Source organism: Mycolicibacterium mageritense, from assembly GCF_010727475.1.
GTDB lineage: Bacteria > Actinomycetota > Actinomycetes > Mycobacteriales > Mycobacteriaceae > Mycobacterium > Mycobacterium mageritense.
Genome location: NZ_AP022567.1, coordinates 7,077,670 through 7,103,644, shown reverse-complemented (window position 1 = coordinate 7,103,644; position 25,975 = coordinate 7,077,670). Strand labels below are relative to the sequence as shown.

Below are 25,975 nucleotides of genomic sequence, written 5' to 3'. Positions count from 1 at the left end.
TCCGAGTGTTTTCAAGCCTACATACTCTATAGAGTGTTGTCTATGTATAACTCGTGCCATGCAGATCCGGTGACGGCGTAAATGAATTTGCAGCCAAGTGCATAACAATGCAAAGATCTGGTGCATGACCTCAGTAGCTGTAGCCGGTGCCAGCGGCTACGCGGGTGGCGAGATTCTGCGACTGCTTCTCGGCCACCCCGCCTACGCCGACGGCCGGCTGACCATCGGGGCGCTGACCGCGGCTGCTAGCGCGGGAACCAGCGTGGCCGAACACCATCCGCACCTGTTGCCACTGGCGTCGCGCGTGCTGCAGAACACCGACGCCGACGTGCTGGCCGGTCATGACGTGGTGTTCCTGGGGCTGCCGCACGGCCATTCCGCCGCGCTGGCCGAACAGCTCGGGCCCGACACCCTGATCATCGACTGCGGCGCCGACTTCCGGCTCACCGACGCCGCCGACTGGGAACGTTTCTACGGTTCGACCCATGCCGGCAGCTGGCCCTACGGGCTGCCTGAACTGCCCGGCGCCCGGGACAAGTTGCGCGACACCAAGCGGATCGCGGTGCCCGGGTGTTATCCGACCGCGGCCCTGCTGGCGCTGCTGCCCGCGGTCGCAGAGGAGCTCGTCGAGCCGGCCGTGACCGTCGTCGCGGTCAGCGGCGCCTCGGGAGCAGGCAGGTCGGCCAAGGTCGACCTGCTCGGCTCCGAGGTGATCGGATCGGCGCGCGCCTACAACATCGGCGGCAAGCACCGGCACACCCCGGAGATCGCCCAGGGGCTGCGGGCGGTCACCGACAGGGACGTCACCGTCTCGTTCACGCCCGTGCTGATCCCGACCGCGCGCGGCATCCTGGCCACCTGCACGGCCCGCACGCAGGCATCGCTCTCGGAGGTCCGCGCCGCATACGAAAAGTTCTATGACGCAGAGCCGTTCGTCCACCTGCTGCCCGAGGGGCAACTGCCCAAGACCGGTTCGGTGATCGGCAGCAACGCCGCGCAACTGGCGGTCGCGGTAGATGAGCAGGCGAAGACCCTGGTCGCCGTTGCCGCCATCGACAACCTCACCAAGGGCACGGGTGGCGCCGCTGTCCAGTCGATGAACCTGGCCCTTGGCTGGCCCGAAACCGAAGGACTGTCGATCGTGGGAGTGGCACCGTGACGTGGAAGCTCGTTCGCAAGCAGGGTGTGACGGCGCCTGAGGGGTTCCGGGCCACCGGAATCTCGGCCGGTATCAAGGCATCCGGCGCGTTGGACCTCGCGCTGGTGTTCAACGAGGGGCCCGATTACGCGGCCGCGGGTGTGTTCACCCGCAACCAGATCAAGGCCGCCCCGGTGCAGTGGTCGCAGCAGGTGCTCACCACCGGGCGCCTGCGCGCGGTCATCCTCAACTCGGGTGGCGCCAACGCGTGCACCGGCGCACCGGGTTTTCAGGACACGCACGCCACCGCCGAGGCCGTCGCGGCGGCACTGTCGGATTGGGGCACCGAGACCGGGGCCATCGAGGTCGCGGTGTGCTCGACCGGCCTGATCGGCGACCGCCTGCCGATGGACAGGGTGCTGGCGGGTGTGACCGAGATCGTGCACGAGATGGCGGGCGGGCTGACGGGCGGTGAGGAAGCCGCCAGGGCCATCATGACCACCGACACCGTGCCGAAACAGGTTGCGCTGCACCATCAGGGCAACTGGACAGTCGGCGGCATGGCCAAAGGTGCGGGCATGCTCGCGCCGTCGCTGGCCACCATGCTGGTCGTGATCACCACCGATGCGGTCGCCGATGCGGGCGCGCTCAACACGGCGTTGACCCGTGCCGCAGCCAAGACCTTCGACCGGCTCGACGTCGACGGCAGCTGTTCCACCAACGACACCGTGCTGCTGTTGTCGTCGGGCGCCAGTGAGATCGCGCCCAGCCAGGACGAACTGGACGCCGCGGTGCTGGCGGTGTGCGACGACCTGTGCGCCCAGCTGCAGGCCGACGCCGAAGGCGTCACCAAGCGCGTCGTCATCACCGTGACCGGCGCGGCCTCCGAGGACGAGGCGGTTGTCGCCGCGCGCGCCGTTGCCCGCGACAGCCTGGTCAAGACCGCGATGTTCGGTTCCGACCCCAACTGGGGCCGGGTGCTTGCCGCGGTGGGGATCGCGCCGGTGACCCTCGACCCGCAACGGATCAGCGTGTCGTTCAACGGAACACCGGTGTGCATCGATGGCGCCGGGGCGCCCGGTGCACGCGACGTGGACCTGTCCGGTGCGGACATCGAGGTGGTCATCGACCTGGCGGCGGGATCCGCGCAGGCCGCCATCCGGACCACCGACCTGTCCCACGGGTACGTCGAAGAGAACTCGGCCTACAGCTCGTGACGGGCATCGACACCGCGACCAAGGCCAAGGTGCTGTCGGCGGCCTTGCCCTGGCTCAAAGAGCTGCACGGCAAGATCGTCGTCGTCAAATACGGCGGCAATGCCATGACCGACGATGTGCTCAAGACCGCGTTCGCCGACGACATGGTGTTCCTGCGCAACTGCGGCATTCACCCCGTCGTGGTGCACGGTGGCGGCCCGCAGATCAGCGCGATGCTCAAACGGCTCGGCATCGAGGGCGATTTCAAGGGCGGATTCCGGGTCACCACACCGGAAGTCCTCGATGTCGCGCGGATGGTGCTGTTCGGTCAGGTCGGCCGGGAACTGGTCGGTCTGATCAACGCGCACGGAGGCTACGCGGTCGGCGTCACGGGCGAGGACGCCCAGCTGTTCACCGCGGTGCGCCGCAGCGTCAACGTCGACGGCGTGGCGACCGACATCGGCCTGGTGGGCGACGTCGACCACGTCAACGCCGGATCACTGCTGGATCTCATTGCGGCGGGCCGCATTCCGGTGGTGTCGACCATCGCGCCCGACGCCGACGGCGTGGTGCACAACATCAACGCCGATACCGCCGCGGCCGCGCTGGCCGAGGCGCTCGGTGCGGAAAAGCTGCTGATGCTCACCGATGTGGAAGGCCTCTACACCGATTGGCCTGACCGCAATTCGCTGGTCAGCGAGATCGACAGCGCGGCCCTGGCGCAGCTTTTGCCACGGCTGGAATCGGGCATGGTGCCCAAGATCGAAGCGTGTTTGCGGGCCGTGGCGGGCGGCGTGCCCAGCGCCCACGTGATCGACGGCCGGGTCGAACATTGCGTACTGGTCGAGCTTTTCACCGACGAGGGAACCGGGACCAAGGTGGTCAAAGAATGACGCTGCAGGACCGCTGGGAAGCGGTGATGATGAACAACTACGGCACTCCGCCGCTGGCTCTGGTCAGCGGGGAGGGTGCGGTGGTCACCGACGCGGACGGCAGGCAGTACCTCGACCTGCTCGGCGGGATCGCGGTCAACCTGCTCGGGCACCGCAATCCGGCTGTCATCGCGGCCGTGACCAGTCAGCTCAACACCCTCGGGCACACCTCGAATCTGTATGCCACCGAACCGGGTATCGCGTTGGCTGAGGCGCTTGTCGGGCACCTCGGTTCGCAGGCCAGGGTGTTCTTCTGCAACTCCGGCACCGAGGCCAACGAGGTTGCCTTCAAGATCACCCGGCTCACCGGGAAGACGAATGTCGTTGCCGCCCAAGGCGCCTTCCACGGCCGGACGATGGGTTCGCTGGCGCTGACGGGCCAGCCCGCCAAGCAGGCCCCGTTCGAACCGTTGCCGGGCAACGTCACGCATGTGCCCTACGGCGACGTCGATGCCCTCGCCGCGGCGGTCGACGACACCACTGCGGCCGTATTCCTCGAACCGATCATGGGGGAGGGCGGCGTCGTCGTCCCACCCGCCGGATACCTTGCCAAGGCCCGCGAGATCACGTCGCGACACGGTGCGCTGCTCGTGCTCGACGAAGTGCAGACCGGGGTCGGCCGGACCGGCGCCTTCTACGCCCATCAACACGACGGCATCACGCCCGACATCGTGACACTGGCCAAAGGCCTGGGCGGCGGGCTGCCGATCGGTGCGTGCCTGGCCCTCGGTGCGACGGGTGACCTGCTGACCCCGGGCCTGCACGGCAGCACGTTCGGCGGCAACCCGGTGTGCACCGCGGCCGCCCTCGCGGTGCTCAAGGAATTGGCCGACGGCGATCTGGTCAACCGGGCCGGCGTGCTCGGCAAGACGTTGAGCCACGGCATCGAGGAACTCGGCCATCCACTGGTCGATCATGTGCGTGGCAAGGGTCTGCTGCAGGGCGTGGTCCTGACCGCGCCCGGCGCCAAGGCCGTCGAGGCCGCAGCCCGCGATGCCGGTTTCCTGGTGAACGCGGCAGCACCCGACGTCATCCGGCTCGCGCCACCGTTGATCATCACCGAAGACCAGATCGGCCAGTTCATCACCGCGCTGCCCGCGGTACTCGACAAGGGGACGGAATGACCAGACATTTCCTGCGCGACGACGACCTCACGCCCGACGAGCAGGCCGAGGTGCTGGCGCTGGCCGCCGAGCTCAAGAAGGCCCCCTTCAGCCGCCGGCCCCTGGAAGGCCCGCACGGCGTCGCGGTGATCTTCGAGAAGAACTCGACCAGAACCCGGTTCTCGTTCGAGATGGGTATCGCCCAACTCGGCGGGCACGCCGTCGTGGTCGACGGCCGCAGCACCCAGTTGGGCCGCGAGGAAACGCTCGAAGACACCGGTGCGGTGCTGTCGCGCTACGTCGACGCCATCGTGTGGCGCACCTTCGCGCAGGAACGCCTGACCGCCATGGCAACTGGCGCCTCCGTCCCGATCGTCAACGCGCTGTCCGACGAATTCCACCCGTGCCAGGTGCTTGCGGACCTGCAGACCCTGACCGAGCGCAAGGGCGCGCTGCCGGGGCTGCGGATGACGTACCTGGGTGACGGCGCCAACAACATGGCGCACTCGTTGATGCTCGGTGGAGTGACCGCGGGCATCCACGTCACCATCGCTGCGCCCGCAGGCTTCGCGCCCGATCCGCAGTTCGTCGACGCGGCCCGTAAGCGTGCCGCCGAGACCGGCGCGTCGGTGACCGTGACCGACGATCCGCGCGCGGCCGCCGAAGGGGTCGATGTGCTGGTGACCGACGCCTGGACGTCGATGGGACAGGAGAACGACGGCCTGGACCGGGTCCGCCCGTTCCGCCCGTTCCAGGTCAACAGCGAGCTGCTGAAGCTTGCTGATCCGGAAGCCGTTGTGTTGCACTGCCTTCCGGCCCACCGCGGGCACGAGATCACCGACGAGGTGATCGACGGTCCACAGAGTGCGGTGTTCGACGAGGCCGAGAACCGGCTGCATGCGCAGAAGGCGATGTTGGTCTGGTTGTTGGAACGATCATGAGCGACGCTTGCAAGCGAATCGACCGACCATGAGCTCGCCGACCCGGGTAGGCCGCCAGGCCCGCATAGTCTCGCTGCTGTCCGCCCACGCGGTCAGCAGCCAGACCGAGCTGGCCGCCCTGCTCGCCGCCGACGGCATCGAGGTCACCCAGGCCACGCTGTCGCGGGATCTCGAAGAGCTCGGGGCGGTGAAGCTGCGCGGCGCCGACGGCGGGGTCGGCGTCTACGTCGTGCCCGAGGACGGCAGCCCGGTCCGCGGTGTGTCCGGTGGCACCGAGCGGGTCACCAAGCTGCTCGGCGAGCTGCTGGTTTCCACCGACGCGAGCGCCAACATGGCGGTGCTGCGCACTCCGCCCGGGGCCGCGCACTACCTGGCCAGTGCCATCGACCGGGCCGCGTTGCCCCAGGTTGTCGGGACGATTGCCGGTGATGACACCATCTTCGTGATAGCGCGCGAGCCGATGACCGGTGCCGAGCTCGCGATCATGTTCGAAAACTTGAAGTGAAGCAGTACGCAGAACCCAAAAAGCAAGGAGATCAACCAATGTCCGAGCGCGTCATCCTGGCGTATTCCGGCGGTCTGGACACCTCGGTGGCGATCAGCTGGATCGGCAAGGAAACCGGCCGTGAGGTCGTCGCCGTCGCCATCGACCTCGGCCAGGGCGGCGAGGACATGGAGGTCGTACGGCAGCGGGCGCTGGATTGCGGCGCCGTCGAGGCGGTCGTGGTCGATGCCCGCGACGAGTTCGCCGACGAGTACTGCCTGCCGACCATCCAGTCCAATGCGCTCTACATGGACCGCTACCCGCTGGTGTCGGCCATCAGCCGGCCGCTGATCGTCAAGCACCTGGTCAAGGCGGCGCGCGAACACGGCGGCGGCATCGTCGCGCACGGCTGCACCGGCAAGGGCAACGACCAGGTGCGGTTCGAGGTCGGATTCGCTTCGCTGGCACCCGATCTCGAGGTGCTCGCCCCGGTTCGCGACTACGCCTGGACCCGGGAGAAGGCCATCGCGTTCGCCGAGGAGAACGCCATCCCGATCAACGTCACCAAGCGCTCGCCGTTCTCGATCGACCAGAACGTGTGGGGCCGCGCGGTGGAGACCGGGTTCCTGGAGCACCTGTGGAACGCGCCCACCAAGGACGTCTACGACTACACCGAAGACCCCACGGTCAACTGGAGCACGCCCGACGAGGTGATCGTCGGCTTCGAGAAGGGCGTGCCGGTCTCGATCGACGGCAGGCCCGTCACGGTGCTCGAGGCCATCGTGGAGCTCAACCGGCGCGCCGGTGCGCAGGGCGTCGGCCGGCTCGACGTCGTCGAGGACCGGTTGGTCGGCATCAAGAGCCGCGAGATCTACGAGGCGCCGGGCGCGATGGTGCTCATCACCGCACACACCGAACTCGAGCACGTCACGCTCGAACGCGAACTCGGCCGGTTCAAGCGCGGCACCGATCAGAAGTGGGGCGAGCTGGTGTACGACGGCCTGTGGTACTCGCCGCTCAAGCGGGCCCTGGAGGCGTTCGTCGCGCACACGCAGGAGCACGTGACCGGCGAGATCCGGCTTGTGCTGCACGGCGGGCACATCGCCGTCAACGGCCGCCGCAGCGCGGAGTCGCTTTACGACTTCAACCTCGCCACCTACGACGAGGGCGACAGCTTCGACCAGTCCTCGGCCAAGGGCTTCGTGCACGTGCACGGGCTCTCGTCGAAGATCTCGGCCAAGCGCGACCTGGGCCTGTAATGCCGAACAGACACGTAGGTACCCCAGAAACGCTGTTCGCGGGTACGCGCGTGACTGCTCGCGGGGAGAAATATGAGCACTAACGAAGGTTCGCTGTGGGGCGGCCGGTTCGCCGACGGCCCGTCGGATGCGCTTGCCGCACTGAGTAAGTCGACGCACTTCGACTGGGTGCTGGCGCCGTACGACGTCAAGGCGTCCAAGGCGCACGCCCGCGTGCTGTACCGCGCCGGGTTGCTGACCGATGACCAGCGCGACGGCCTGCTCGCGGGCCTCGACAGCCTCGGTGAGGACGTCGCGGACGGCAGCTTCGGCCCGCTGGTCACCGACGAGGACGTGCACGGTGCGTTGGAGCGCGGCCTGATCGACCGGGTCGGCCCTGATCTCGGGGGCCGGCTACGGGCCGGGCGATCGCGCAACGACCAGGTGGCGACGCTTTTCCGGATGTGGCTGCGCGACGCGGTGCGCCGCGTCGCCGCCGCGGCCCTCGACGTGGTCGACGCCCTGGCCACCCAGGCCGCCGCGCATCCGACGGCGATCCTTCCCGGCAAGACCCACCTGCAGTCCGCGCAGCCGATCCTGCTCGCGCATCATCTGCTCGCGCATGCACACCCGTTGCTGCGCGATGTGGACCGCCTCGTCGATTTCGACAAGCGGGCCGCGGTGTCGCCGTACGGCTCCGGCGCCCTGGCCGGCTCCTCGCTGGGTCTTGACCCGGACGCGATCGCCGAAGAACTGGGCTTCACCGCGGCTGCCGACAACTCGGTCGACGCGACGGCCGCGCGGGACTTCGCGGCCGAGGCGGCGTTCGTGCTGGCGATGATCGGGGTGGATCTGTCCCGGCTGGCGGAGGACATCATCCTCTGGAGCACAACCGAATTCGGCTACGTGACGCTGCACGATTCGTGGTCGACGGGCAGCTCGATCATGCCCCAGAAGAAGAATCCCGACATCGCCGAACTGGCCCGCGGCAAATCCGGCCGCCTGATCGGCAATCTCACCGGACTGCTCGCGACGTTGAAAGCGCAGCCCCTGGCCTACAACCGGGATCTGCAGGAGGACAAGGAGCCGGTGTTCGATTCGGTGGCGCAGCTCGAGCTGCTGCTGCCCGCGATGGCCGGGCTGGTCGCCACGCTGACCTTCGACACCGACCGGATGTCCGCGCTGGCCCCGCTCGGCTACACGTTGGCCACCGATGTCGCCGAGTGGTTGGTGCGGCGCGGTGTGCCGTTCCGGGTCGCGCACGAGGCCGCGGGTGCGGCCGTGCGGGCCGCCGAGGCGCGCGGCGTCGGCCTGGAGGAACTGGAGGACGCCGAACTGTCCGGCATCCATCCCGAGTTGACGCCCGAAGTGCGCGACATTCTCACCATCGACGGATCGGTGAACTCACGCGACGCACGGGGCGGGACGGCGCCGATCCAGGTTGCCAAACAGCTCGGCGTGGTGCGCGAGACCGCGCAGCGGTTGCGGGCCGGTCTGGCCTGACGGCTCATTCCAGCTGCTCGGACAACTCCATCCAGCGCGCTTCCTGCTCGGCCACCTGACCCTCGAGTTCGCGTAGCTGCCCGGTGAGCTTTCCCAGCCCGACGTGGTCGGAGTGGTCATGCGCGGCGAGCTCGTCGTGCTTGGCCGCGATCCGGTCGGCCAGCTTGGCCAGGGACCGGTCGATCGCGGCGATCTCCTTCTCGATGCTTCTCTGCTCGGCGCCCGACAGGCCCTGCGCTGCCGGAGTCTCGCGGGGCGCAGGCGCGCTCGGCCGGTGCGCGGCCAGCCGCAGGTACTCGTCGACACCGCCGGGCAGATGCCGCAGCCGTCCGTCGAGGATCGCGTACTGCTGGTCGGTGACGCGTTCCAGCAGATACCGGTCGTGGGACACCACGATGAGCGTGCCGGGCCACGAGTCGAGCAGATCCTCGGTCGCGGTCAGCATGTCGGTGTCGACGTCGTTGGTGGGCTCGTCGAGGATCAACACGTTCGGCTCCGACAGCAGCACGAGCAGCAGCTGCAGCCGGCGGCGCTGCCCGCCGGACAGTTCACCGACCCGCGCCGACAGTTGGGCCCGCGCGAAACCCAACCGCTCCAGCAGCTGGGCCGGGGTGTATTCCTTGCCGTCCACCTGGTAGCTGGTCTGCAGCCGGCCGATCACCTCTCGAACCATGTCACCGGCCAACCGGTCCAGTTCGGCCGATTGCTGATCGAGGATCGAAAGCCGCACTGTCTTACCGCGTTTCACCCGCCCGGCGGTCGGGGCCACGGTGCCCGCGATCAAACCGAGCAGCGTGGACTTGCCTGCGCCGTTCGCACCTACGATGCCGGTGCGCTCACCCGGGGCGATGCGCCATTCGACGTCGCGCAGCACGTCCTTGTCGCCGAACGACACCGACACGTCGAGCAGGTCGATCACGTCCTTGCCGAGCCGTGCGGTGGCCAGCCGGGACAGCTCCACGGTGTTGCGCAGCGGCGGTACGTCCGAGATCAGCGCATTGGCCGCGTCGATCCGGAACTTGGGTTTGGACGTGCGGGCCGGCGGGCCCCGGCGCAGCCACGCGAGTTCCTTGCGCATGAGGTTCTGCCGCTTGGCCTCGACGGCCGCCGCCTGCCGGTCGCGTTCGACCCGCTGCAGAATGTAGGCGGCGTAACCGCCTTCGAACGGTTCGACGATGCTGCCCTTGGTGCCGGGCGGGCCGGGATGTACCTCCCACGTCGCGGTGGCGACCTCGTCGAGAAACCACCGGTCGTGGGTGACCAGAAGCAGCCCGCCGGCATCCCGCGCCCAGCGCTGCTTGAGGTGACCGGCCAGCCACGTGATGCCCTCGATGTCGAGGTGGTTGGTCGGCTCGTCGAGCGCGATGACGTCCCACTCACCGATCAGCAGCGCCGCGAGCTGCACACGTCGGCGCTGGCCACCCGACAGCGTTCCGACCACGGTGTCGAAGCCGATGTCGGCGACGAGTCCGCCGATCACGTCGCGCACCCGCGGATCGCCTGCCCACTCGTGCTCGGCGCGGTCACCGACCAGTGACCAACCCACGGTGCGTTCGGAATCCAGCGTGTCTACCTGATCCAGGGCGCCGACGCGGAGACCTCCACGGCGCGTGACTCGCCCGGCATCCGGGGTGATCCGTCCGGTCAACAACCCGAGCAGGGTGGATTTGCCGTCACCGTTGCGGCCCACGATGCCGATGCGGGCACCCTCGTTGAGCCCGACGGTGAGTCCGTCGAACACCACCCCGGTGGGGTACTCCAGATGTAGGGCTTCGCCGCCGAGAAGGTGTGCCATCGCCGCCGACCTTAGCGGTCGAGGCAGGCGGCGCTTCGCGGTGGCGGGATGTCGGGTCGGGAGGTTTTGCCTCCGTGCTCGTTGCGGGCCGCGGCGCATGCCATGATGACCACGTCAATCGGGGGATTGGGCGTTGCGACGTAGGGGAGCAGGCGTTGGTGGATTTCTCGGCAGTGACCAAACCGGTTGAGCGGTTGCTGGCCACCGCGCAGAACGGTTTGGAAGTTCTGCGCTACGGCGGGCTCGAGACCGGCGCGGTGCCTTCGCCCTTCCAGATCATCCAGAGCGTCCCGATGTTCCGGCTGCGCCGGTACTTCCCGCCGGACGCCCGCCCGGGCGCGCCGGATCCCGGGCCGCCCGTCCTGATGGTGCATCCGATGATGATGTCGGCCGACATGTGGGACGTGACGCGTGACGACGGCGCGGTCGGCATCCTGCACGCGGCGGGAATCGACCCGTGGGTCATCGACTTCGGTTCGCCCGACAAGGTCGAGGGCGGTATGCAGCGCAATCTCGCCGACCACGTGGTGGCGTTGAGCGAAGCGATCGACACCGTCAAACAGGTCACCGGCCGCGACGTCCACCTGGCCGGCTACTCACAGGGCGGCATGTTCGCCTACCAGACCGCGGCCTACCGGCGCTCGAAGGATCTGGCCAGCATCATCGCGTTCGGCTCCCCGGTGGACACGTTGGCCGCGCTGCCGATGAACCTGCCCGCCGGGATCGCGGCGGGCGCCGCCGACTTCATGGCCGACCACGTTTTCAGCCGCATCGACATCCCGGGCTGGCTGGCACGCACGGGTTTTCAGATGCTGGATCCCATCAAGACCGCACAGTCGCGGCTCGACTTCCTCCGTCAGCTGCACGATCGCGAAGCCCTGCTGCCACGCGAACAGCAGCGTCGCTTCCTGGCCTCCGAGGGCTGGATCGCGTGGTCGGGTCCGGCCATCTCCGAGCTGCTCAAGCAGTTCATCGCGCACAACCGGATGATCACCGGAGGCTTCTCCATCCACGGCGATCTGGTGACGCTCTCCGACATCGACTGCCCGGTACTCGCGGTGGTCGGCGAGGTCGACGACATCGGCCAGCCGGCCTCGGTGCGCGGCATCAAGCGCGCCGCCCCGCAGGCCGACGTCTACGAATACCTCATCCGCGCAGGGCATTTCGGCCTCGTCGTGGGATCGAAAGCGTCCACCCAGACCTGGCCGACGGTGGCGCAGTGGGTGAAATGGCTCGACGGCGGCGACATGCCCGAGGGTGTGGTTCCCATGGGCCTGCAGCCTGCCGACCACCACGAGGGCGGGGTGTCGTTCTCGACCCGCGTGACCCACGGCGCCACGGCAGCCACCGAGATGGCGTTCGGCGTGGCCCGATCGGCCGCCGACGCCCTCGTGGCGGCCAACAAGAACGCGCGCACGCTGGTCATCGAGACCGCGCGCACCCTGCCGAGGCTCGCCCGGCTGGGACAGGTCAACGACCACACCCGGATCTCGCTCGGCCGCATCATGAGCGAGCAGGCCCGCAGTGCCCCCAACGGCGAGGCCTTGCTGTTCGACGGTCGCGTGCACACCTACGAGGCGGTGGACCGCCGCATCAACAACGTGGTCCGCGGCCTGATCGACGTCGGTGTCCGGCAGGGCGCACGGGTCGGTGTCCTGATGGAAACCCGACCCAGCGCCTTGGTCGCGATCGCCGCGCTGTCCCGGCTCGGCGCGGTGGCGGTGATGATGCCGCCCGACCTGGATCTGGCCGAGGCCGCGCGCCTGGGCCGGGTCTCGGAGATCATCGCCGACCCGAGTCACCTCGACATGGCGCGCCGGCTCGACATGCGCGTGCTCGTGCTCGGCGCCGGGATGCCGGGAAATGTGCACGGTGGCGAGAGCCGTGATCTGCACCTGCCTGAGGATGCTGACGTCGTCGACATGGAGCAGATCGATCCCGACGGCGTCGAGCTGCCCGGTTGGTACCGGCCGAATCCGGGATTGGCCCGCGACGTCGCGTTCGTCGCGTTCACCACGATCGGCGGCGAACTGGTCGCGCGGCAGATCACCAACTTCCGCTGGGCGCTCTCGGCGTTCGGCACCGCGTCGGCCGCCAACCTGGGGCGCGGTGACACGGTCTACTGCCTGACGCCGCTGCATCACCAGTCCGGTCTGCTGGTCAGCCTCGGCGGCGCGGTGGTCGGCGGTTCGCGGATCGCGCTGTCGCGCGGCCTGCAGCCCGAGCGCTTCCTGCAGGAGATCCGCCAGTACGGCGTCACCGTGGTGTCCTACACCTGGGCGATGCTGCGCGAGGTCATCGACGATCCGTCGTTCTCGCTGACCGGCAGCCACCCCGTGCGGCTATTCATCGGGTCCGGCATGCCTGCGGGGCTGTGGAAACGCGTCGTCGAGGTGTTCGAGCCCGCCCACGTCGTCGAATTCTTCGCGACCACCGACGGGCAGGCCGTGCTGGCCAACGTGGCCGGTGCCAAGATCGGCAGTAAGGGCAGGCCGCTGCCCGGCGGCGGCCAGGTCGCGCTCGCGGCCTACGACGCCGAGGACGACCTGATCCTCGAGGACGACCAGGGGTTCGTCCGCAAGGCCGAGGCCAACGAGGTCGGTGTGCTGCTGGCGCATCCGCGAGGCCCTGTCGATCCGACGGCGTCGGTGAAACGCGGCGTGTTCGCGCCGGCCGACACCTGGGTGTCCACCGAGTTCCTGTTCCGCCGTGACGAGGACGGCGACTACTGGCTCGTCGACAATCGCAGCGCGGTGATCCGCACCGAACGCGGCCCGGTGTTCGCCACCCCGGTCAACGACGCGCTCGGGCGCATCGACGCGGTCGACATCGCGGTGACCTACGACGTCGCGGTGGGGGACAAGCAGGTGGCGGTCACCGCTCTCGCGCTCCGTCCCGGTGGCACCATCCCCACCGCGGACCTGTCGCACGCACTGGCGGACCTTCCGGTCGGCAATCCGCCCGATTTCGTGCACGTCGTCGCCGACCTGACCTTGGGCGCCTCCTACCGCCCGCTGATCACGCCGCTGCGGGCAGCCGGCGTGCCCAAACCCTCGCGGCGTAACTCCTGGTATCTCGACACCGATACGGATACGTACAAGAGGCTCACGGTGGCGATGCGCGCCGAGCTGACCGGGGAACCGCAGAACCCGGCGGCCGACTCGTAGCACTGTTAGGCTCCCGCTGGCAGCAGACTGACTGGAGGATTGATGACTTCGCAGGCGAGTGGCGGTTGGCGCCGTGTTCTCACCGGATCCGTGGCCGGCGGAGCGCTGGCGGTCGGGCTGCTGATGGGTGTCGCTGCGGGCACCGCGCATGCCGATGTGCTCGACGACGTCTACAACCAGTACGCGACCGGAGCCGGTGGTGGCCAGGTGTCCAACTGGGCCAAGGAGTCGATGCAGCTGCGTGCGCTCGGCTTCCGGCCCTCCAAGGGCAACATCGAAGCCCTGCAGGAGTCGCTGAAGTACCGGCCCAACCAGACGCCGCTGATCGACGCACTCAAAGCGACCGTGTCCTACCAGCGCAAGATCCAGGCGCAGTCCCAGAACGCGGCGTCGGGTGGGGTCAACCAATCGCCGTACGGCCCGAACTACAACAGCGGGATCGGCGTCGGCCCCAGCGGCGGCGGCATCCAGATACCGATCGGCTAGCGTCGCCCTGTGGTCGACGACAAACTTTTGAGCATCCTGGTCTGTCCGCAGGACCGCGGGCCGCTGTTGCTCGTGGATCAGGAGTTTCTCTACAACCCGCGGCTGCGGCGCGCCTACCGGATCGACGACGGCATCCCGGTCCTGCTGGTCGACGAGGCGGTCACGATCACCGACGACGCCGAACACGAGCGGCTAGTCGAGCGCGCTCAAGCCGGGTAGGTCTCCGGTCAGGTACCGCTGCACGTTCGGCGCGATGGTCTCGGCGATCACGTCGACGGGCAGCGACTTGAACGGGTCGAGCTCGAGGATGTAGCGCGCCATCACCACACCCACCAGTTGGGAAGCCACGAACTGCACGCGGATCCGGCCGCTGCCGGGCGGGTTGTCGACGCGCGAACCGACCTCGGCGACGATGACCTCCTGCAGGAACGACCGGACGAGTGAGACGTCGTTGCCCGCCAGGATCGAGCGCAGGGTCGCGATGAAACCCTTGCCCATCTCAGAATCCCAGAGTGGCAACAGGATTGACGGCAGGACGTAGCCGATCCGATCGACCGGAACTTCTCGCAGCGGCCCGATCACGGCCATGGGGTCGATCGGGATGTGAATCGCCGCGGCGAAAAGTTGGGTCTTGGTGCCGTAGTAGTGATGGACCAGAGCGGGATCCACGCCCGCGTCGGCCGCGATGGCGCGGATCGATGTCTTGTCAATCCCGTTGCGGGCGAACAACTCCCGTGCGCTGACCAGGATTCGTTCGCGGGTGTCCGACGGGCCGGCAGGCCTGCCGGGCCGTTTGCGCTCGGTATTGCTCGTCAAGGGTTTCCTATGGGGTTCGTCGTCTCAGTGTGGCCGCGGCCAGGCACAGGGCCAGCACCGCGAAACCGATCACCACCGCGATGTCGCGCACCGCGATACCGGTCGGCTCAGAATATGCGCCGACCTGCTGAAGGGCTTCCAATGCGTAGCTTGCGGGCAGCACGTTGCTGATCCACTGCAGCCATTCGGGCAGCGCGCCGCGCGGCACGATGATGCCGCACAACAACAGTTGTGGAGCGATCACGACGGGCATGAACTGCACGGCCTGGAACTCGGTGCGGGCGAACGCGCTGCACAGCAGCCCCAGCCCGACGCCCAGCACGGCGTTGATGATCGCGATGAGGAACACCAGCACCGGACTGCCCGCGGTGTCGAAGCCGAGCAGCCAGAACGCGACTACACATGCGAGCGTGGCCTGCGCCGCGGCCGCGATCGAAAACGCCGTGCCGTACGCCGCGAGCAGGTCGAACCGGCGCAACGGTGTGGTAAGGATGCGTTCCAGAGTTCCCGAGACGCGTTCCCGCTGCATCGTGATCGAGGTGATCAGGAACATCACGATCAGCGGGAACACCCCCAGCATGATCAGGCACGCGTTGTTGAACGGCGAGGGTGCGCCGGGCGGCCGCGGCGCGTTCTGGAACATGAAGTACATCAGCGCGATGATCAGGCTCGGTACCACGAGGATCATCGCGACGCTGCGATGATCCGCGGCCAGCTGCCGCAGGATCCGGGTCGTCGTCGCCAGGTATGCCTCGGGGCTCAGCCTGCTGCGTTGTCCGCGGTCACGGTGCGCCGGCGGATGACGGTCAGAAACGCTTCCTCCAGGGACGTGCATGCCGTGTCCTTCCGTAGTCGGTCCGGGGTGGTGTGCGCGAGGAGGACTCCTTCGCGCATGAGCAGCAGATCGCCGCAATGGTCGGCCTCGTCCATGACGTGGCTGGAGACCAGCAGGGTCGCGCCGCGCCGCGACAGCTCGCGGAACTGTTCCCACAGGTCGACGCGGAGCACGGGGTCGAGTCCGACGGTCGGCTCGTCGAGCACGAGCAGTTCGGGTTCGGCTACCAGTGCGCAGGCCAGTGAGGCACGGGTGCGTTGTCCGCCGGACAGGTTGCCGCAGTAGGCGGTGCGGTGATCGCCGAGCCCGACGGATTTCACGGCGGTGTCGGCGGCCGCGGGCGATGCCCCGTACAGCGCGCCGAAATACCGGACGTTGTCGATGACGCGCAGGTCGTTGTAGATGGTGGGGTTCTGGGTGACGTAGCCGACGCGATGACGCAGCGGCGCGGACCCGGCGGGGTGACCGAGCACCGTCACCGAACCGGACGCCACGATCTGGGTGCCGACGATGCAGCGCATCAACGTGGTCTTTCCGCAGCCCGACGGTCCGAGCAGGCCGGTGATCGTGCCGCGGGCAATCTGCACGGTGACGTCGCGGATGGCGGGACGGCCCCCGCGGATCACGTGCAGACCCTCGATGTCGACGGCTGGGGCGGTTGCCGGGAATTCATCAAACGATGAAGTCATCATATGTTGAATATGCGCTCCCGCCGGTCCGGTGTCAACGGTTGTGGTTGCGGAGTGCAGAATCGCTCGCGTGGGCGCGCAGTTGCTGGTGGGGGATCCGCTGGACGCGGCCCGCCGACTGTTGGGGGCCGAACTGGTCGGACGCGGTGTGACCGCGAAGATCGTCGAGGTCGAGGCTTACGGTGGCCCGCCCGACGGGCCGTGGCCGGATGCGGCAGCGCACTCCTATCGAGGGCCGGGTGGTCGCAACCTGGTGATGTTCGGGCCGCCCGGGCGCCTCTACACGTATCGCAGCCACGGCATTCACGTCTGCGCCAACGTCGTGTGCGGGTTTGACGGGGTCGCCGCGGCGGTGCTGTTGCGGGCGGCGGCCGTTGTCGAGGGTGCGCTTGTGGCCCAGCAGCGGCGGGGGCCTGCCGTCGTGCCCGCCGGGCTCGCGCGAGGGCCGGGCAACTTGTGTTCGGCACTCGGAATCGCCATGGGCGACAACGGGATCGACCTGTTCTCGCCGGACAGCCCGGTTCGGCTGACACTCGGTCCCGAGGTCGATGCGGTCGAAGGGCCGCGGGTCGGCGTGAGCAAGGCCGCCGATCGGCCCTGGCGGTTCTGGCTGGCCGAGCACGCCGAGGTGTCGTCGTACCGGCGCAGTCCGCGCGCTCCGGCGCCCGGCAGCAGTGACTGACACCGGCCATACGGCATGATCGGCGTCATGAGCAGCGGCATTCTTGACGAGCTGGATTGGCGTGGACTGATTGCGCAGTCCACTGATCGCGACGCGCTGGCGAACGACCTCGCCGCCGGGCCCGTGACCGTGTATTCCGGTTTCGATCCGACCGCCCCCAGCCTGCATGCCGGGCATTTGGTGCCGCTCCTCACCCTGCGCCGGTTCCAGCAGGCCGGCCACCGGCCGATCGTGCTGGCCGGCGGCGCGACCGGCATGATCGGCGACCCGCGCGACACCGGCGAACGCACCCTCAACACGGCAGACACCGTCGCGGACTGGGCGTCGCGGATCCGTGGCCAGCTCGAACGGTTCGTCGAGTTCGACGACACCCCGACCGGCGCCATCGTGGAGAACAATCTCAACTGGACCGGCGGCTTGTCGGCGATCGAGTTCCTGCGCGACATCGGCAAGTACTTCTCGGTGAACGTGATGCTCGACCGCGAGACCGTGCGGCGCAGGCTGGAGGGCGAGGGGATCTCCTACACCGAGTTCAGCTACATGCTGCTGCAGGCCAACGACTACGTCGAGCTGCACGAACGGCACGGATGCGCACTGCAGATCGGTGGATCCGATCAGTGGGGCAACATCGTCGCGGGTGCCCGGCTGGTGCGGCAGAAGGTGGGTGCGACGGTTCACGCGATGACCACTCCGCTGGTCACCGACTCCGAGGGCAAGAAGTTCGGCAAGTCGACCGGCGGCGGGAACCTGTGGCTCGATCCGGAGATGACCAGCCCTTATGCCTGGTACCAGTACTTCGTCAACACGGCCGACGCCGACGTCATCGGCTACCTGCGCTGGTTCACCTTCCTGTCGCCCGACGAGATCGCCGAGCTGGAAGCAGCCACGACCGAGCGGGCGCACGAACGGGCTGCGCAGAAGCGGTTGGCGCGTGAACTCACCACACTGGTCCACGGCGAGGACGCGACGAAGGCTGTGGAACTTGCGAGTCAGGCGCTGTTCGGCCGAGCCGAACTCGGCGACCTCGACGAATCGACGTTGGGTGCGGCGCTGCGCGAGGCGAGTAATGGCCAGGTCGCCGAATTGAAGCCCGGCGGCCCGGACGCGATCACCGATTTGTTGGTCGCGAGCGGTCTGGTTGCGAGTAAGGGTGCTGCGCGGCGGACGGTCGCCGAAGGTGGCGTGTACGTCAACAACACGCGTATTGAAAGCGACGAGTGGATACCACAGGCTTCCGACTTTTTGCATGACCGTTGGCTGGTGTTGCGACGTGGCAAGCGCAACATCGCCGGCGTCGAGCGAGTCGGCGCGTAGGCCCACCGGTGTGCGTGCTCTGACCTGGGAAAACGCTCACGTGACCTGGCGATTTGACTCGCTGTTAGCGCTCACGTAACTTATTCCAGGTCAGAGCGACACGGCCCAGCCGGGAAGCGAAGACAAAGTCCGAGAGAGTCTCCCACTAAGGTGGGGGTTCCTCACTGCCCGCACCAGCGACGCGGCTTTTGGCCGCGGGATTGTTGCGCGGTCAGCTCGGGCGTGTTGTTTGAGAACTCAATAGTGTGTTTGGTGGTTTTTGTTTGTTGTTTTTGGCCACATTCTTTTTCCCGTTTAGGGTGTGGTTGTTGTTTTTTGATGCCAGTTTTGGTGTCTTTTGTTTGTGATCGGATTTTTCTGATTCGAATTCTGCCCTGGTTTGTCCGGGGGGTTTTTGTTTGGAGAGTTTGATCCTGGCTCAGGACGAACGCTGGCGGCGTGCTTAACACATGCAAGTCGAACGGAAAGGCCCTTCGGGGTGCTCGAGTGGCGAACGGGTGAGTAACACGTGGGTGATCTGCCCTGCACTTTGGGATAAGCCTGGGAAACTGGGTCTAATACCGAATAGGACTCCGGACTGCATGGTCTGGGGTGGAAAGCTTTTGCGGTGTGGGATGGGCCCGCGGCCTATCAGCTTGTTGGTGGGGTGATGGCCTACCAAGGCGACGACGGGTAGCCGGCCTGAGAGGGTGACCGGCCACACTGGGACTGAGATACGGCCCAGACTCCTACGGGAGGCAGCAGTGGGGAATATTGCACAATGGGCGCAAGCCTGATGCAGCGACGCCGCGTGAGGGATGACGGCCTTCGGGTTGTAAACCTCTTTCAGCACAGACGAAGCGCGAGTGACGGTATGTGCAGAAGAAGGACCGGCCAACTACGTGCCAGCAGCCGCGGTAATACGTAGGGTCCGAGCGTTGTCCGGAATTACTGGGCGTAAAGAGCTCGTAGGTGGTTTGTCGCGTTGTTCGTGAAAACTCACAGCTTAACTGTGGGCGTGCGGGCGATACGGGCAGACTGGAGTACTGCAGGGAGACTGGAATTCCTGGTGTAGCGGTGGAATGCGCAGATATCAGGAGGAACACCGGTGGCGAAGGCGGGTCTCTGGGCAGTAACTGACGCTGAGGAGCGAAAGCGTGGGGAGCGAACAGGATTAGATACCCTGGTAGTCCACGCCGTAAACGGTGGGTACTAGGTGTGGGTTTCCTTCCTTGGGATCCGTGCCGTAGCTAACGCATTAAGTACCCCGCCTGGGGAGTACGGCCGCAAGGCTAAAACTCAAAGGAATTGACGGGGGCCCGCACAAGCGGCGGAGCATGTGGATTAATTCGATGCAACGCGAAGAACCTTACCTGGGTTTGACATGCACAGGACGCCGGCAGAGATGTCGGTTCCCTTGTGGCCTGTGTGCAGGTGGTGCATGGCTGTCGTCAGCTCGTGTCGTGAGATGTTGGGTTAAGTCCCGCAACGAGCGCAACCCTTGTCTCATGTTGCCAGCACGTTATGGTGGGGACTCGTGAGAGACTGCCGGGTCAACTCGGAGGAAGGTGGGGATGACGTCAAGTCATCATGCCCCTTATGTCCAGGGCTTCACACATGCTACAATGGCCGGTACAAAGGGCTGCGATGCCGTGAGGTGGAGCGAATCCTTTCAAAGCCGGTCTCAGTTCGGATCGGGGTCTGCAACTCGACCCCGTGAAGTCGGAGTCGCTAGTAATCGCAGATCAGCAACGCTGCGGTGAATACGTTCCCGGGCCTTGTACACACCGCCCGTCACGTCATGAAAGTCGGTAACACCCGAAGCCGGTGGCCTAACCCCTTGTGGGAGGGAGCCGTCGAAGGTGGGATCGGCGATTGGGACGAAGTCGTAACAAGGTAGCCGTACCGGAAGGTGCGGCTGGATCACCTCCTTTCTAAGGAGCACCACGAGAGGATCGGGACACTGGGTTCCGGTCGAGCCGTGAGGAACCTGTCTGGTTGTAGTGACCGGGGTTTGGTGCAACAACAAACATGTGAGCCGGCGCGGGAAAGCGTTGGTGAGGAACCGCTGAACACACTATTGGGCTTTGAGACAACAGGCCCGTGCCCTCTTTGTGGGGGTGGCTTCCGGTTGCGGGGGTCGGCGTGTTGTTGCCTCACTTTGGTGGTGGGGTGTGGTGTTTGATTTGTGGATAGTGGTTGCGAGCATCAAGCCGCACGTGTGCCGCATGGGGGCCCTTTGGGGTTTCGGTGTGGTGTGTGGTTTGTTGTGGTGTAATTTTTCTCTGATATTTGGTTTTTTGTGTTGTAAGTGTTTAAGGGCGCATGGTGGATGCCTTGGCACTGGGAGCCGATGAAGGACGTGGGAGGCTGCGATATGCCTCGGGGAGCTGTCAACCGAGCGTGGATCCGAGGATGTCCGAATGGGGAAACCCGGCACGAGTGATGTCGTGTCACCCAACGCTGAATGTATAGGCGTTGGGGGGGAACGCGGGGAAGTGAAACATCTCAGTACCCGTAGGAAGAGAAAACAATTGTGATTCCGTGAGTAGTGGCGAGCGAAAGCGGAGGATGGCTAAACCGTATGCATGTGATACCGGGTAGGGGTTGTGTGTGCGGGGTTGTGGGATCCATCTGTCCAGGTCTACTCACCTGGAGGGTAGTGAGAAAATGTTGTGGTTAGCGGAAGTGGCTTGGGATGGCCTGCCGTAGACGGTGAGAGCCCGGTACGTGAAAACCTGACATCTGCCTTGGATGGTGTTCCCGAGTAGCAGCGGGCCCGTGGAATCTGCTGTGAATCTGCCGGGACCACCCGGTAAGCCTGAATACTTCCCAGTGACCGATAGCGGATTAGTACCGTGAGGGAATGGTGAAAAGTACCCCGGGAGGGGAGTGAAAGAGTACCTGAAACCGTGCGCTTACAATCCGTCAGAGCCCTCGCTTTTGTGTGGGGTGATGGCGTGCCTTTTGAAGAATGAGCCTGCGAGTCAGGGACATGTCGCGAGGTTAACCCGGGTGGGGTAGCCGCAGCGAAAGCGAGTCTGAATAGGGCGTATCCAATCCGTAGGGGTTGGTGTAGTGGTGTGTTCTGGACCCGAAGCGGAGTGATCTACCCATGGCCAGGGTGAAGCGCGGGTAAGACCGTGTGGAGGCCCGAACCCACTTAGGTTGAAGACTGAGGGGATGAGCTGTGGGTAGGGGTGAAAGGCCAATCAAACTCCGTGATAGCTGGTTCTCCCCGAAATGCATTTAGGTGCAGCGTCACATGTTTCTTGTTGGAGGTAGAGCTACTGGATGGCCGATGGGCCCTACTAGGTTACTGACGTCAGCCAAACTCCGAATGCCGACAAGTCTAAGAGTGTGGCAGTGAGACGGCGGGGGATAAGCTCCGTGCGTCGAGAGGGAAACAGCCCAGATCGCCGGCTAAGGCCCTAAGCGTGTGCTAAGTGGAAAAGGATGTGCAGTCGCGAAGACAACCAGGAGGTTGGCTTAGAAGCAGCCACCCTTGAAAGAGTGCGTAATAGCTCACTGGTCAAGTGATTGTGCGCCGATAATGTAGCGGGGCTCAAGCACACCGCCGAAGCCGCGGCAACGATCTTGTGTCGTTGGGTAGGGGAGCGTCCTGCATCCGGTGAAGCCGCCGAGTGATCGAGTGGTGGAGGGTGTGGGAGTGAGAATGCAGGCATGAGTAGCGATTAGGCAAGTGAGAACCTTGCCCGCCGAAAGACCAAGGGTTCCTGGGCCAGGCCAGTCCGCCCAGGGTGAGTCGGGACCTAAGGCGAGGCCGACAGGCGTAGTCGATGGACAACGGGTTGATATTCCCGTACCCGTGTATGTGCGTCCCTGATGAATCAGCGGTACTAACCATCCAAAACCACCGTGACCAATCCCTTCGGGGTGCGGCGTTGGTGGGGCTGCATGGGATCTTCGTTGGTAGTAGTCAAGCGATGGGGTGACGCAGGAAGGTAGCCGTACCAGTCAGTGGTTGTACTGGGGTAAGCCGGTAGGGCGAAACGTAGGCAAATCCGCGTTTCATACAGCCTGAGAGGTGATGCATAGCCGTTTGAGGCGAATTCGGTGATCCTATGCTGCCAAGAAAAGCCTCTAGCGAGGACATACACGGCCCGTACCCCAAACCAACACAGGTGGTCAGGTAGAGAATACTAAGGCGTACGAGTGAACTATGGTTAAGGAACTCGGCAAAATGCCCCCGTAACTTCGGGAGAAGGAACCCACACCGTCAACACCTTTGCGGTGGGTAGCGGTAGGGGGTGGCACAAACCAGTGAGAAGCGACTGTTTACTAAAAACACAGGTCCGTGCGAAGTCGCAAGACGAGGTATACGGACTGACGCCTGCCCGGTGCTGGAAGGTTAAGAGGACCCGTTAACCCCTTGGGGTGAAGCGGAGAATTTAAGCCCCAGTAAACGGCGGTGGTAACTATAACCATCCTAAGGTAGCGAAATTCCTTGTCGGGTAAGTTCCGACCTGCACGAATGGCGTAACGACTTCTCAACTGTCTCAACCATAGACTCGGCGAAATTGCACTACGAGTAAAGATGCTCGTTACGCGCGGCAGGACGAAAAGACCCCGGGACCTTCACTACAACTTGGTATTGGTGCTCGATACGGTTTGTGTAGGATAGGTGGGAGACTGTGAAACACTGACGCCAGTTAGTGTGGAGTCGTTGTTGAAATACCACTCTGATCGTATTGGGCCTCTAACCTCGAACCCTGAACCGGGTTCAGGGACAGTGCCTGGCGGGTAGTTTAACTGGGGCGGTTGCCTCCTAAAATGTAACGGAGGCGCCCAAAGGTTCCCTCAACCTGGACGGCAATCAGGTGTTGAGTGTAAGTGCACAAGGGAGCTTGACTGCGAGACGTACATGTCAAGCAGGGACGAAAGTCGGGACTAGTGATCCGGCACCTCTGAGTGGAAGGGGTGTCGCTCAACGGATAAAAGGTACCCCGGGGATAACAGGCTGATCTTCCCCAAGAGTCCATATCGACGGGATGGTTTGGCACCTCGATGTCGGCTCGTCGCATCCTGGGGCTGGAGCAGGTCCCAAGGGTTGGGCTGTTCGCCCATTAAAGCGGCACGCGAGCTGGGTTTAGAACGTCGTGAGACAGTTCGGTCTCTATCCGCCGCGCGCGTCAGAAGCTTGAGGAAACCTGTCCCTAGTACGAGAGGACCGGGACGGACGAACCTCTGGTCTACCAGTTGTCCCACCAGGGGCACCGCTGGATCGCCACGTTCGGACAGGATAACCGCTGAAAGCATCTAAGCGGGAAACCCCCTCCAAGACCAGGCTTCTCACCCTTTTAGAGGGATAAGGCCCCCCGCAGACCACGGGATCGATAGACCAGACCTACACGCACAGCAATGTGTTCAGGGAACTGGCACTAACCGGCCGAAAACTTACAACAACCCCCAAACACAGGGAAAAACGACACCGCACGCAACCACACCACACACACCCCCACACCCGGGGGTGCCACACCCCACCACCAAAACAACACAGATTTACTCTTGAACACACAAGAGAATAGAGTTACGGCGGTAATAGCGGCAGGGAAACGCCCGGACCCATCCCGAACCCGGAAGCTAAGCCTACCAGCGCCGATGATACTACCCACACGGGTGGAAAAGTAGGACACCGCCGAACACAAATTAGGAATCACCCCCCACATTTATGTGGGGGGTGATTCTCTTTTTGTCGTCCGAATTTGCCATTGTCAATAGCGCGATTATGTCGGCCCCAGCACCTGCCAGTATCCTTTGCTGCAAGGGGCGGGTAGAAAGGCACACGTGGTCGGAGACAGACAAGGCGGCGGTGAGCGCCGTCCGCGGCGAGCCGGCAGCGGCCGCGGTGCAGACAACGGTGGACAGCGTCGACGTTCGCACGATTCCCGGCCCGCTGCGCCACGTTCATCGGGTCCGAACCGGGCGCGTTCGGCCCAGCCTCAGGTCGAGACGGACAACAAGCCCGAAGCGCCTCGACTTTCCGCGGACATCGAAGCCAGGCAACTGGCCCCGGAGATTCGCCGCGAACTCGTGACCCTGGACAAGTCGACGGCCGACTACGTGGCCCGCCATCTTGTCGCGGCCGGCAATCTGCTCGACGAGGATCCCGAGACCGCCCTGGCGCATGCGCGCGCCGCCCGCAATCGGGCCGGTCGGATCGCGGCGGTACGCGAGGCGGTCGGGATCGCGGCATACCACTGTGGTGACTGGGCGCAGGCCCTCGCCGAACTGCGCGCCGCGCGCCGGATGGGCAGTAAATCCCCGCTGCTGCCCATGATCGCCGACTGTGAGCGTGGCGTCGGGCGCCCCGAGCGCGCCATCGAACTGGCGCGCAGTGAAGAGGCGGCAGCGCTCGAAGGCGACGACGCCGACGAGCTGCGGATCGTGACCGCAGGCGCCAGGTCCGATCTACAGCAGTTCGAGCAGGCGCTGGCCATCTTGTCGTCGCCGCCGTTGGATCCGGCCCGGACCGGCCAGACCGCGGCCCGGCTGTTCTACGTGTACGCCGACATCCTGCTGGCCTTGGGGCGTGGCGAAGAGGCTTTGCAGTGGTTCATCCATGCGGCGGCCGCCGACGTGGAAGGTGTCACGGACGCCGAGGACCGCATCACGGAGCTGTCCTGACGTGACGACGCTGGCGCAGGAGCACGATTGTCTGCTGCTGGATCTCGACGGCACGGTTTTCCGCGGCCATGAGCCGACGCCGGGCGCTCTTGACAGCCTGGCCACCGTCGCGGCCCGGAAGCTGTACGTCACCAACAATGCCTCGCGGCGGCCGCAGCAGGTGGCCGAGCACCTCCGCGAACTCGGATTCCACGCCGACACCGACGATGTGGTGACCAGCGCGCAGAGCGCGGCCCGTCTGCTCGGTGAGCAACTATCGCCCGGTGCGGCTGTCCTCGTCGTTGGCACCGATGCGCTGGCGCAGGAGATCGACAATGTCGGTCTCAAGCCGGTCCGGTTGGCCACCGAGGATCCCGTCGCGGTGGTGCAGGGCCATTCGCCGGACACGGGCTGGCAGCAACTGGCCGAGGCGGCCCTGGCGATCCGGGCCGGTGCGTTGTGGGTTGCCGCCAATGTGGATCTCACCCTGCCGTCCGAGCGCGGCCTGTTGCCCGGCAACGGTTCCATGGTCGCAGCCTTGCGGGCGGCCACCGGGCGCGAGCCTCAGGTTGCGGGCAAGCCGCTGCCACCCCTGCTCATGGATGCGTTGACCCGCGGCTCGTTCGAGTCGCCGCTGATGGTCGGCGACCGGCTGGACACCGACATCGCCGGTGCCAACGCCGCGCGAGTGCCGAGCCTCATGGTGCTCACCGGAGTGAGCACCCCGGCGGACGTGCTGCATTCGTCGCTGGCCGAGCGACCCGACTACATTGCCGAAGACCTGCGCGGCTTGCATGTCGACGCCGACACCCTGCGCGTTGCGCCGCACGCCGCGTGGCGTGTCGACGTCACCGCGACCGAGGTCACGGTGTACTCGGCCGGCCCGGAGCCGGACGATTCGTTGGCGGTGCTGCGTGCGACGGCTCACGCGGTGTGGGCCGCCGACCTTGATCACGGCGAATTCGACGTGTGCGCCGGGGACGGCACGGCGCGCCAGGCGCTGCAACGTTGGTCGCTGCTGTCGACACCCATCGACTAGCGTTAGTAGCG

19 protein-coding genes and 3 rRNA genes are annotated in these 25,975 nt (G+C 65.7%); 18 read left to right on the top strand and 4 right to left on the bottom strand.

Annotated features, from left to right (window positions below):
- Positions 1-124: 124 nt before the first annotated feature.
- The 8 genes from argC to argH all read left to right on the top strand — a co-directional run bounded on the left by argC (position 125) and on the right by argH (position 8,535).
- A complete protein-coding gene (gene argC / locus G6N67_RS34380) occupies positions 125-1,159 on the top strand; it encodes an N-acetyl-gamma-glutamyl-phosphate reductase (RefSeq protein ID WP_036439463.1) in 1,035 nt (344 codons plus the stop codon).
- A complete protein-coding gene (gene argJ, locus G6N67_RS34375; protein ID WP_036439464.1) occupies positions 1,156-2,355 on the top strand; it encodes a bifunctional glutamate N-acetyltransferase/amino-acid acetyltransferase ArgJ in 1,200 nt (399 codons plus the stop codon). The genes argC and argJ overlap by 4 nt, the downstream gene beginning before the upstream one ends.
- The gene (gene argB, locus G6N67_RS34370) at positions 2,352-3,227 is read left to right on the top strand and encodes an acetylglutamate kinase (protein WP_036439466.1); all 876 of its coding nucleotides are present in this window, start codon (positions 2,352-2,354) and stop codon (positions 3,225-3,227) included. The genes argJ and argB overlap by 4 nt, the downstream gene beginning before the upstream one ends.
- Positions 3,224-4,390: an acetylornithine transaminase gene (locus G6N67_RS34365; protein WP_036439468.1), complete on the top strand. Its 1,167-nt coding sequence runs from the start codon at positions 3,224-3,226 to the stop codon at positions 4,388-4,390. The genes argB and G6N67_RS34365 overlap by 4 nt, the downstream gene beginning before the upstream one ends.
- Positions 4,387-5,310: an ornithine carbamoyltransferase gene (gene argF / locus G6N67_RS34360; RefSeq protein ID WP_036439470.1), complete on the top strand. Its 924-nt coding sequence runs from the start codon at positions 4,387-4,389 to the stop codon at positions 5,308-5,310. The genes G6N67_RS34365 and argF overlap by 4 nt, the downstream gene beginning before the upstream one ends.
- 28 nt (positions 5,311-5,338) lie before the next feature.
- On the top strand, positions 5,339-5,815 hold the full coding sequence (locus G6N67_RS34355; protein ID WP_036439472.1) for an arginine repressor: 477 nt from the start codon (positions 5,339-5,341) through the stop codon (positions 5,813-5,815).
- Between the two features lie 38 nt (positions 5,816-5,853).
- Positions 5,854-7,053 (top strand): argininosuccinate synthase, encoded by a 1,200-nt coding sequence (locus G6N67_RS34350; protein ID WP_036440584.1) that lies wholly within the window; start codon positions 5,854-5,856, stop codon positions 7,051-7,053.
- Between the two features lie 72 nt (positions 7,054-7,125).
- Entirely contained in the window at positions 7,126-8,535 is a 1,410-nt protein-coding gene (gene argH / locus G6N67_RS34345) for an argininosuccinate lyase (protein WP_036439474.1), read from the top strand.
- 4 nt (positions 8,536-8,539) lie between these two features.
- On the opposite strand, the gene G6N67_RS34340 is transcribed toward argH, so the two are convergent.
- Positions 8,540-10,330 carry an ABC-F family ATP-binding cassette domain-containing protein gene (locus G6N67_RS34340; RefSeq protein WP_036439477.1) on the bottom strand — a complete coding sequence of 597 codons (1,791 nt, stop codon included), beginning with the start codon at positions 10,328-10,330 and terminating at the stop codon, positions 8,540-8,542.
- Between the two features lie 158 nt (positions 10,331-10,488).
- Between G6N67_RS34340 and G6N67_RS34335 the strand changes: the two genes are divergently transcribed.
- From G6N67_RS34335 to G6N67_RS34325, 3 genes are read left to right on the top strand one after another with little or no spacing between them, the layout of a single operon-like run.
- Complete coding sequence (locus G6N67_RS34335; protein ID WP_036439479.1) at positions 10,489-13,497, top strand: acyl-CoA synthetase; 3,009 nt, start codon at positions 10,489-10,491, stop codon at positions 13,495-13,497.
- 42 nt (positions 13,498-13,539) lie between these two features.
- Positions 13,540-13,983 carry a hypothetical protein gene (locus G6N67_RS34330; RefSeq protein WP_036439481.1) on the top strand — a complete coding sequence of 148 codons (444 nt, stop codon included), beginning with the start codon at positions 13,540-13,542 and terminating at the stop codon, positions 13,981-13,983.
- A 9-nt stretch (positions 13,984-13,992) separates the two neighbouring features.
- Positions 13,993-14,202: a Trm112 family protein gene (locus G6N67_RS34325; protein ID WP_036439482.1), complete on the top strand. Its 210-nt coding sequence runs from the start codon at positions 13,993-13,995 to the stop codon at positions 14,200-14,202.
- Here the strand turns inward: G6N67_RS34325 and G6N67_RS34320 are convergent.
- Genes G6N67_RS34320 through G6N67_RS34310 form a run of 3 tightly spaced genes read right to left on the bottom strand, consistent with a single transcriptional unit; the run spans position 14,176 to position 16,326 of the window.
- Entirely contained in the window at positions 14,176-14,799 is a 624-nt protein-coding gene (locus G6N67_RS34320; RefSeq protein ID WP_036439484.1) for a TetR/AcrR family transcriptional regulator, read from the bottom strand. The two genes, G6N67_RS34325 and G6N67_RS34320, sit on opposite strands and share 27 nt — an antisense overlap.
- A gap of 7 nt (positions 14,800-14,806) precedes the next feature.
- Positions 14,807-15,634, bottom strand: a complete 828-nt coding sequence (locus tag G6N67_RS34315; protein WP_073911715.1) for an ABC transporter permease — start codon at positions 15,632-15,634, stop codon at positions 14,807-14,809.
- Positions 15,559-16,326 (bottom strand): ABC transporter ATP-binding protein, encoded by a 768-nt coding sequence (locus tag G6N67_RS34310; RefSeq protein ID WP_036439488.1) that lies wholly within the window; start codon positions 16,324-16,326, stop codon positions 15,559-15,561. The genes G6N67_RS34315 and G6N67_RS34310 overlap by 76 nt, the downstream gene beginning before the upstream one ends.
- 67 nt (positions 16,327-16,393) lie before the next feature.
- Here G6N67_RS34310 and G6N67_RS34305 point away from each other — a divergent pair, with 67 nt between their 5' ends.
- The 7 genes from G6N67_RS34305 (at position 16,394) to G6N67_RS34275 (ending at position 25,964) form a co-directional block, all read left to right on the top strand.
- Positions 16,394-17,005, top strand: a complete 612-nt coding sequence (locus tag G6N67_RS34305; protein WP_036439490.1) for a DNA-3-methyladenine glycosylase — start codon at positions 16,394-16,396, stop codon at positions 17,003-17,005.
- 27 nt (positions 17,006-17,032) lie between these two features.
- Positions 17,033-18,319 carry a tyrosine--tRNA ligase gene (gene tyrS, locus G6N67_RS34300; protein WP_179976773.1) on the top strand — a complete coding sequence of 429 codons (1,287 nt, stop codon included), beginning with the start codon at positions 17,033-17,035 and terminating at the stop codon, positions 18,317-18,319.
- A 395-nt stretch (positions 18,320-18,714) separates the two neighbouring features.
- A 16S ribosomal RNA gene (locus tag G6N67_RS34295) occupies positions 18,715-20,232 on the top strand.
- A gap of 371 nt (positions 20,233-20,603) precedes the next feature.
- Positions 20,604-23,724, top strand: a 23S ribosomal RNA gene (locus G6N67_RS34290).
- Between the two features lie 126 nt (positions 23,725-23,850).
- A 5S ribosomal RNA gene (gene rrf / locus G6N67_RS34285) occupies positions 23,851-23,963 on the top strand.
- Together the 16S, 23S and 5S rRNA genes form the textbook arrangement of a ribosomal RNA operon.
- A gap of 143 nt (positions 23,964-24,106) precedes the next feature.
- A complete protein-coding gene (locus G6N67_RS34280) occupies positions 24,107-24,946 on the top strand; it encodes a hypothetical protein (protein ID WP_073913019.1) in 840 nt (279 codons plus the stop codon).
- Between the two features lies 1 nt (position 24,947).
- Positions 24,948-25,964: an HAD-IIA family hydrolase gene (locus G6N67_RS34275; RefSeq protein WP_036439494.1), complete on the top strand. Its 1,017-nt coding sequence runs from the start codon at positions 24,948-24,950 to the stop codon at positions 25,962-25,964.
- Positions 25,965-25,975: the final 11 nt, after the last annotated feature.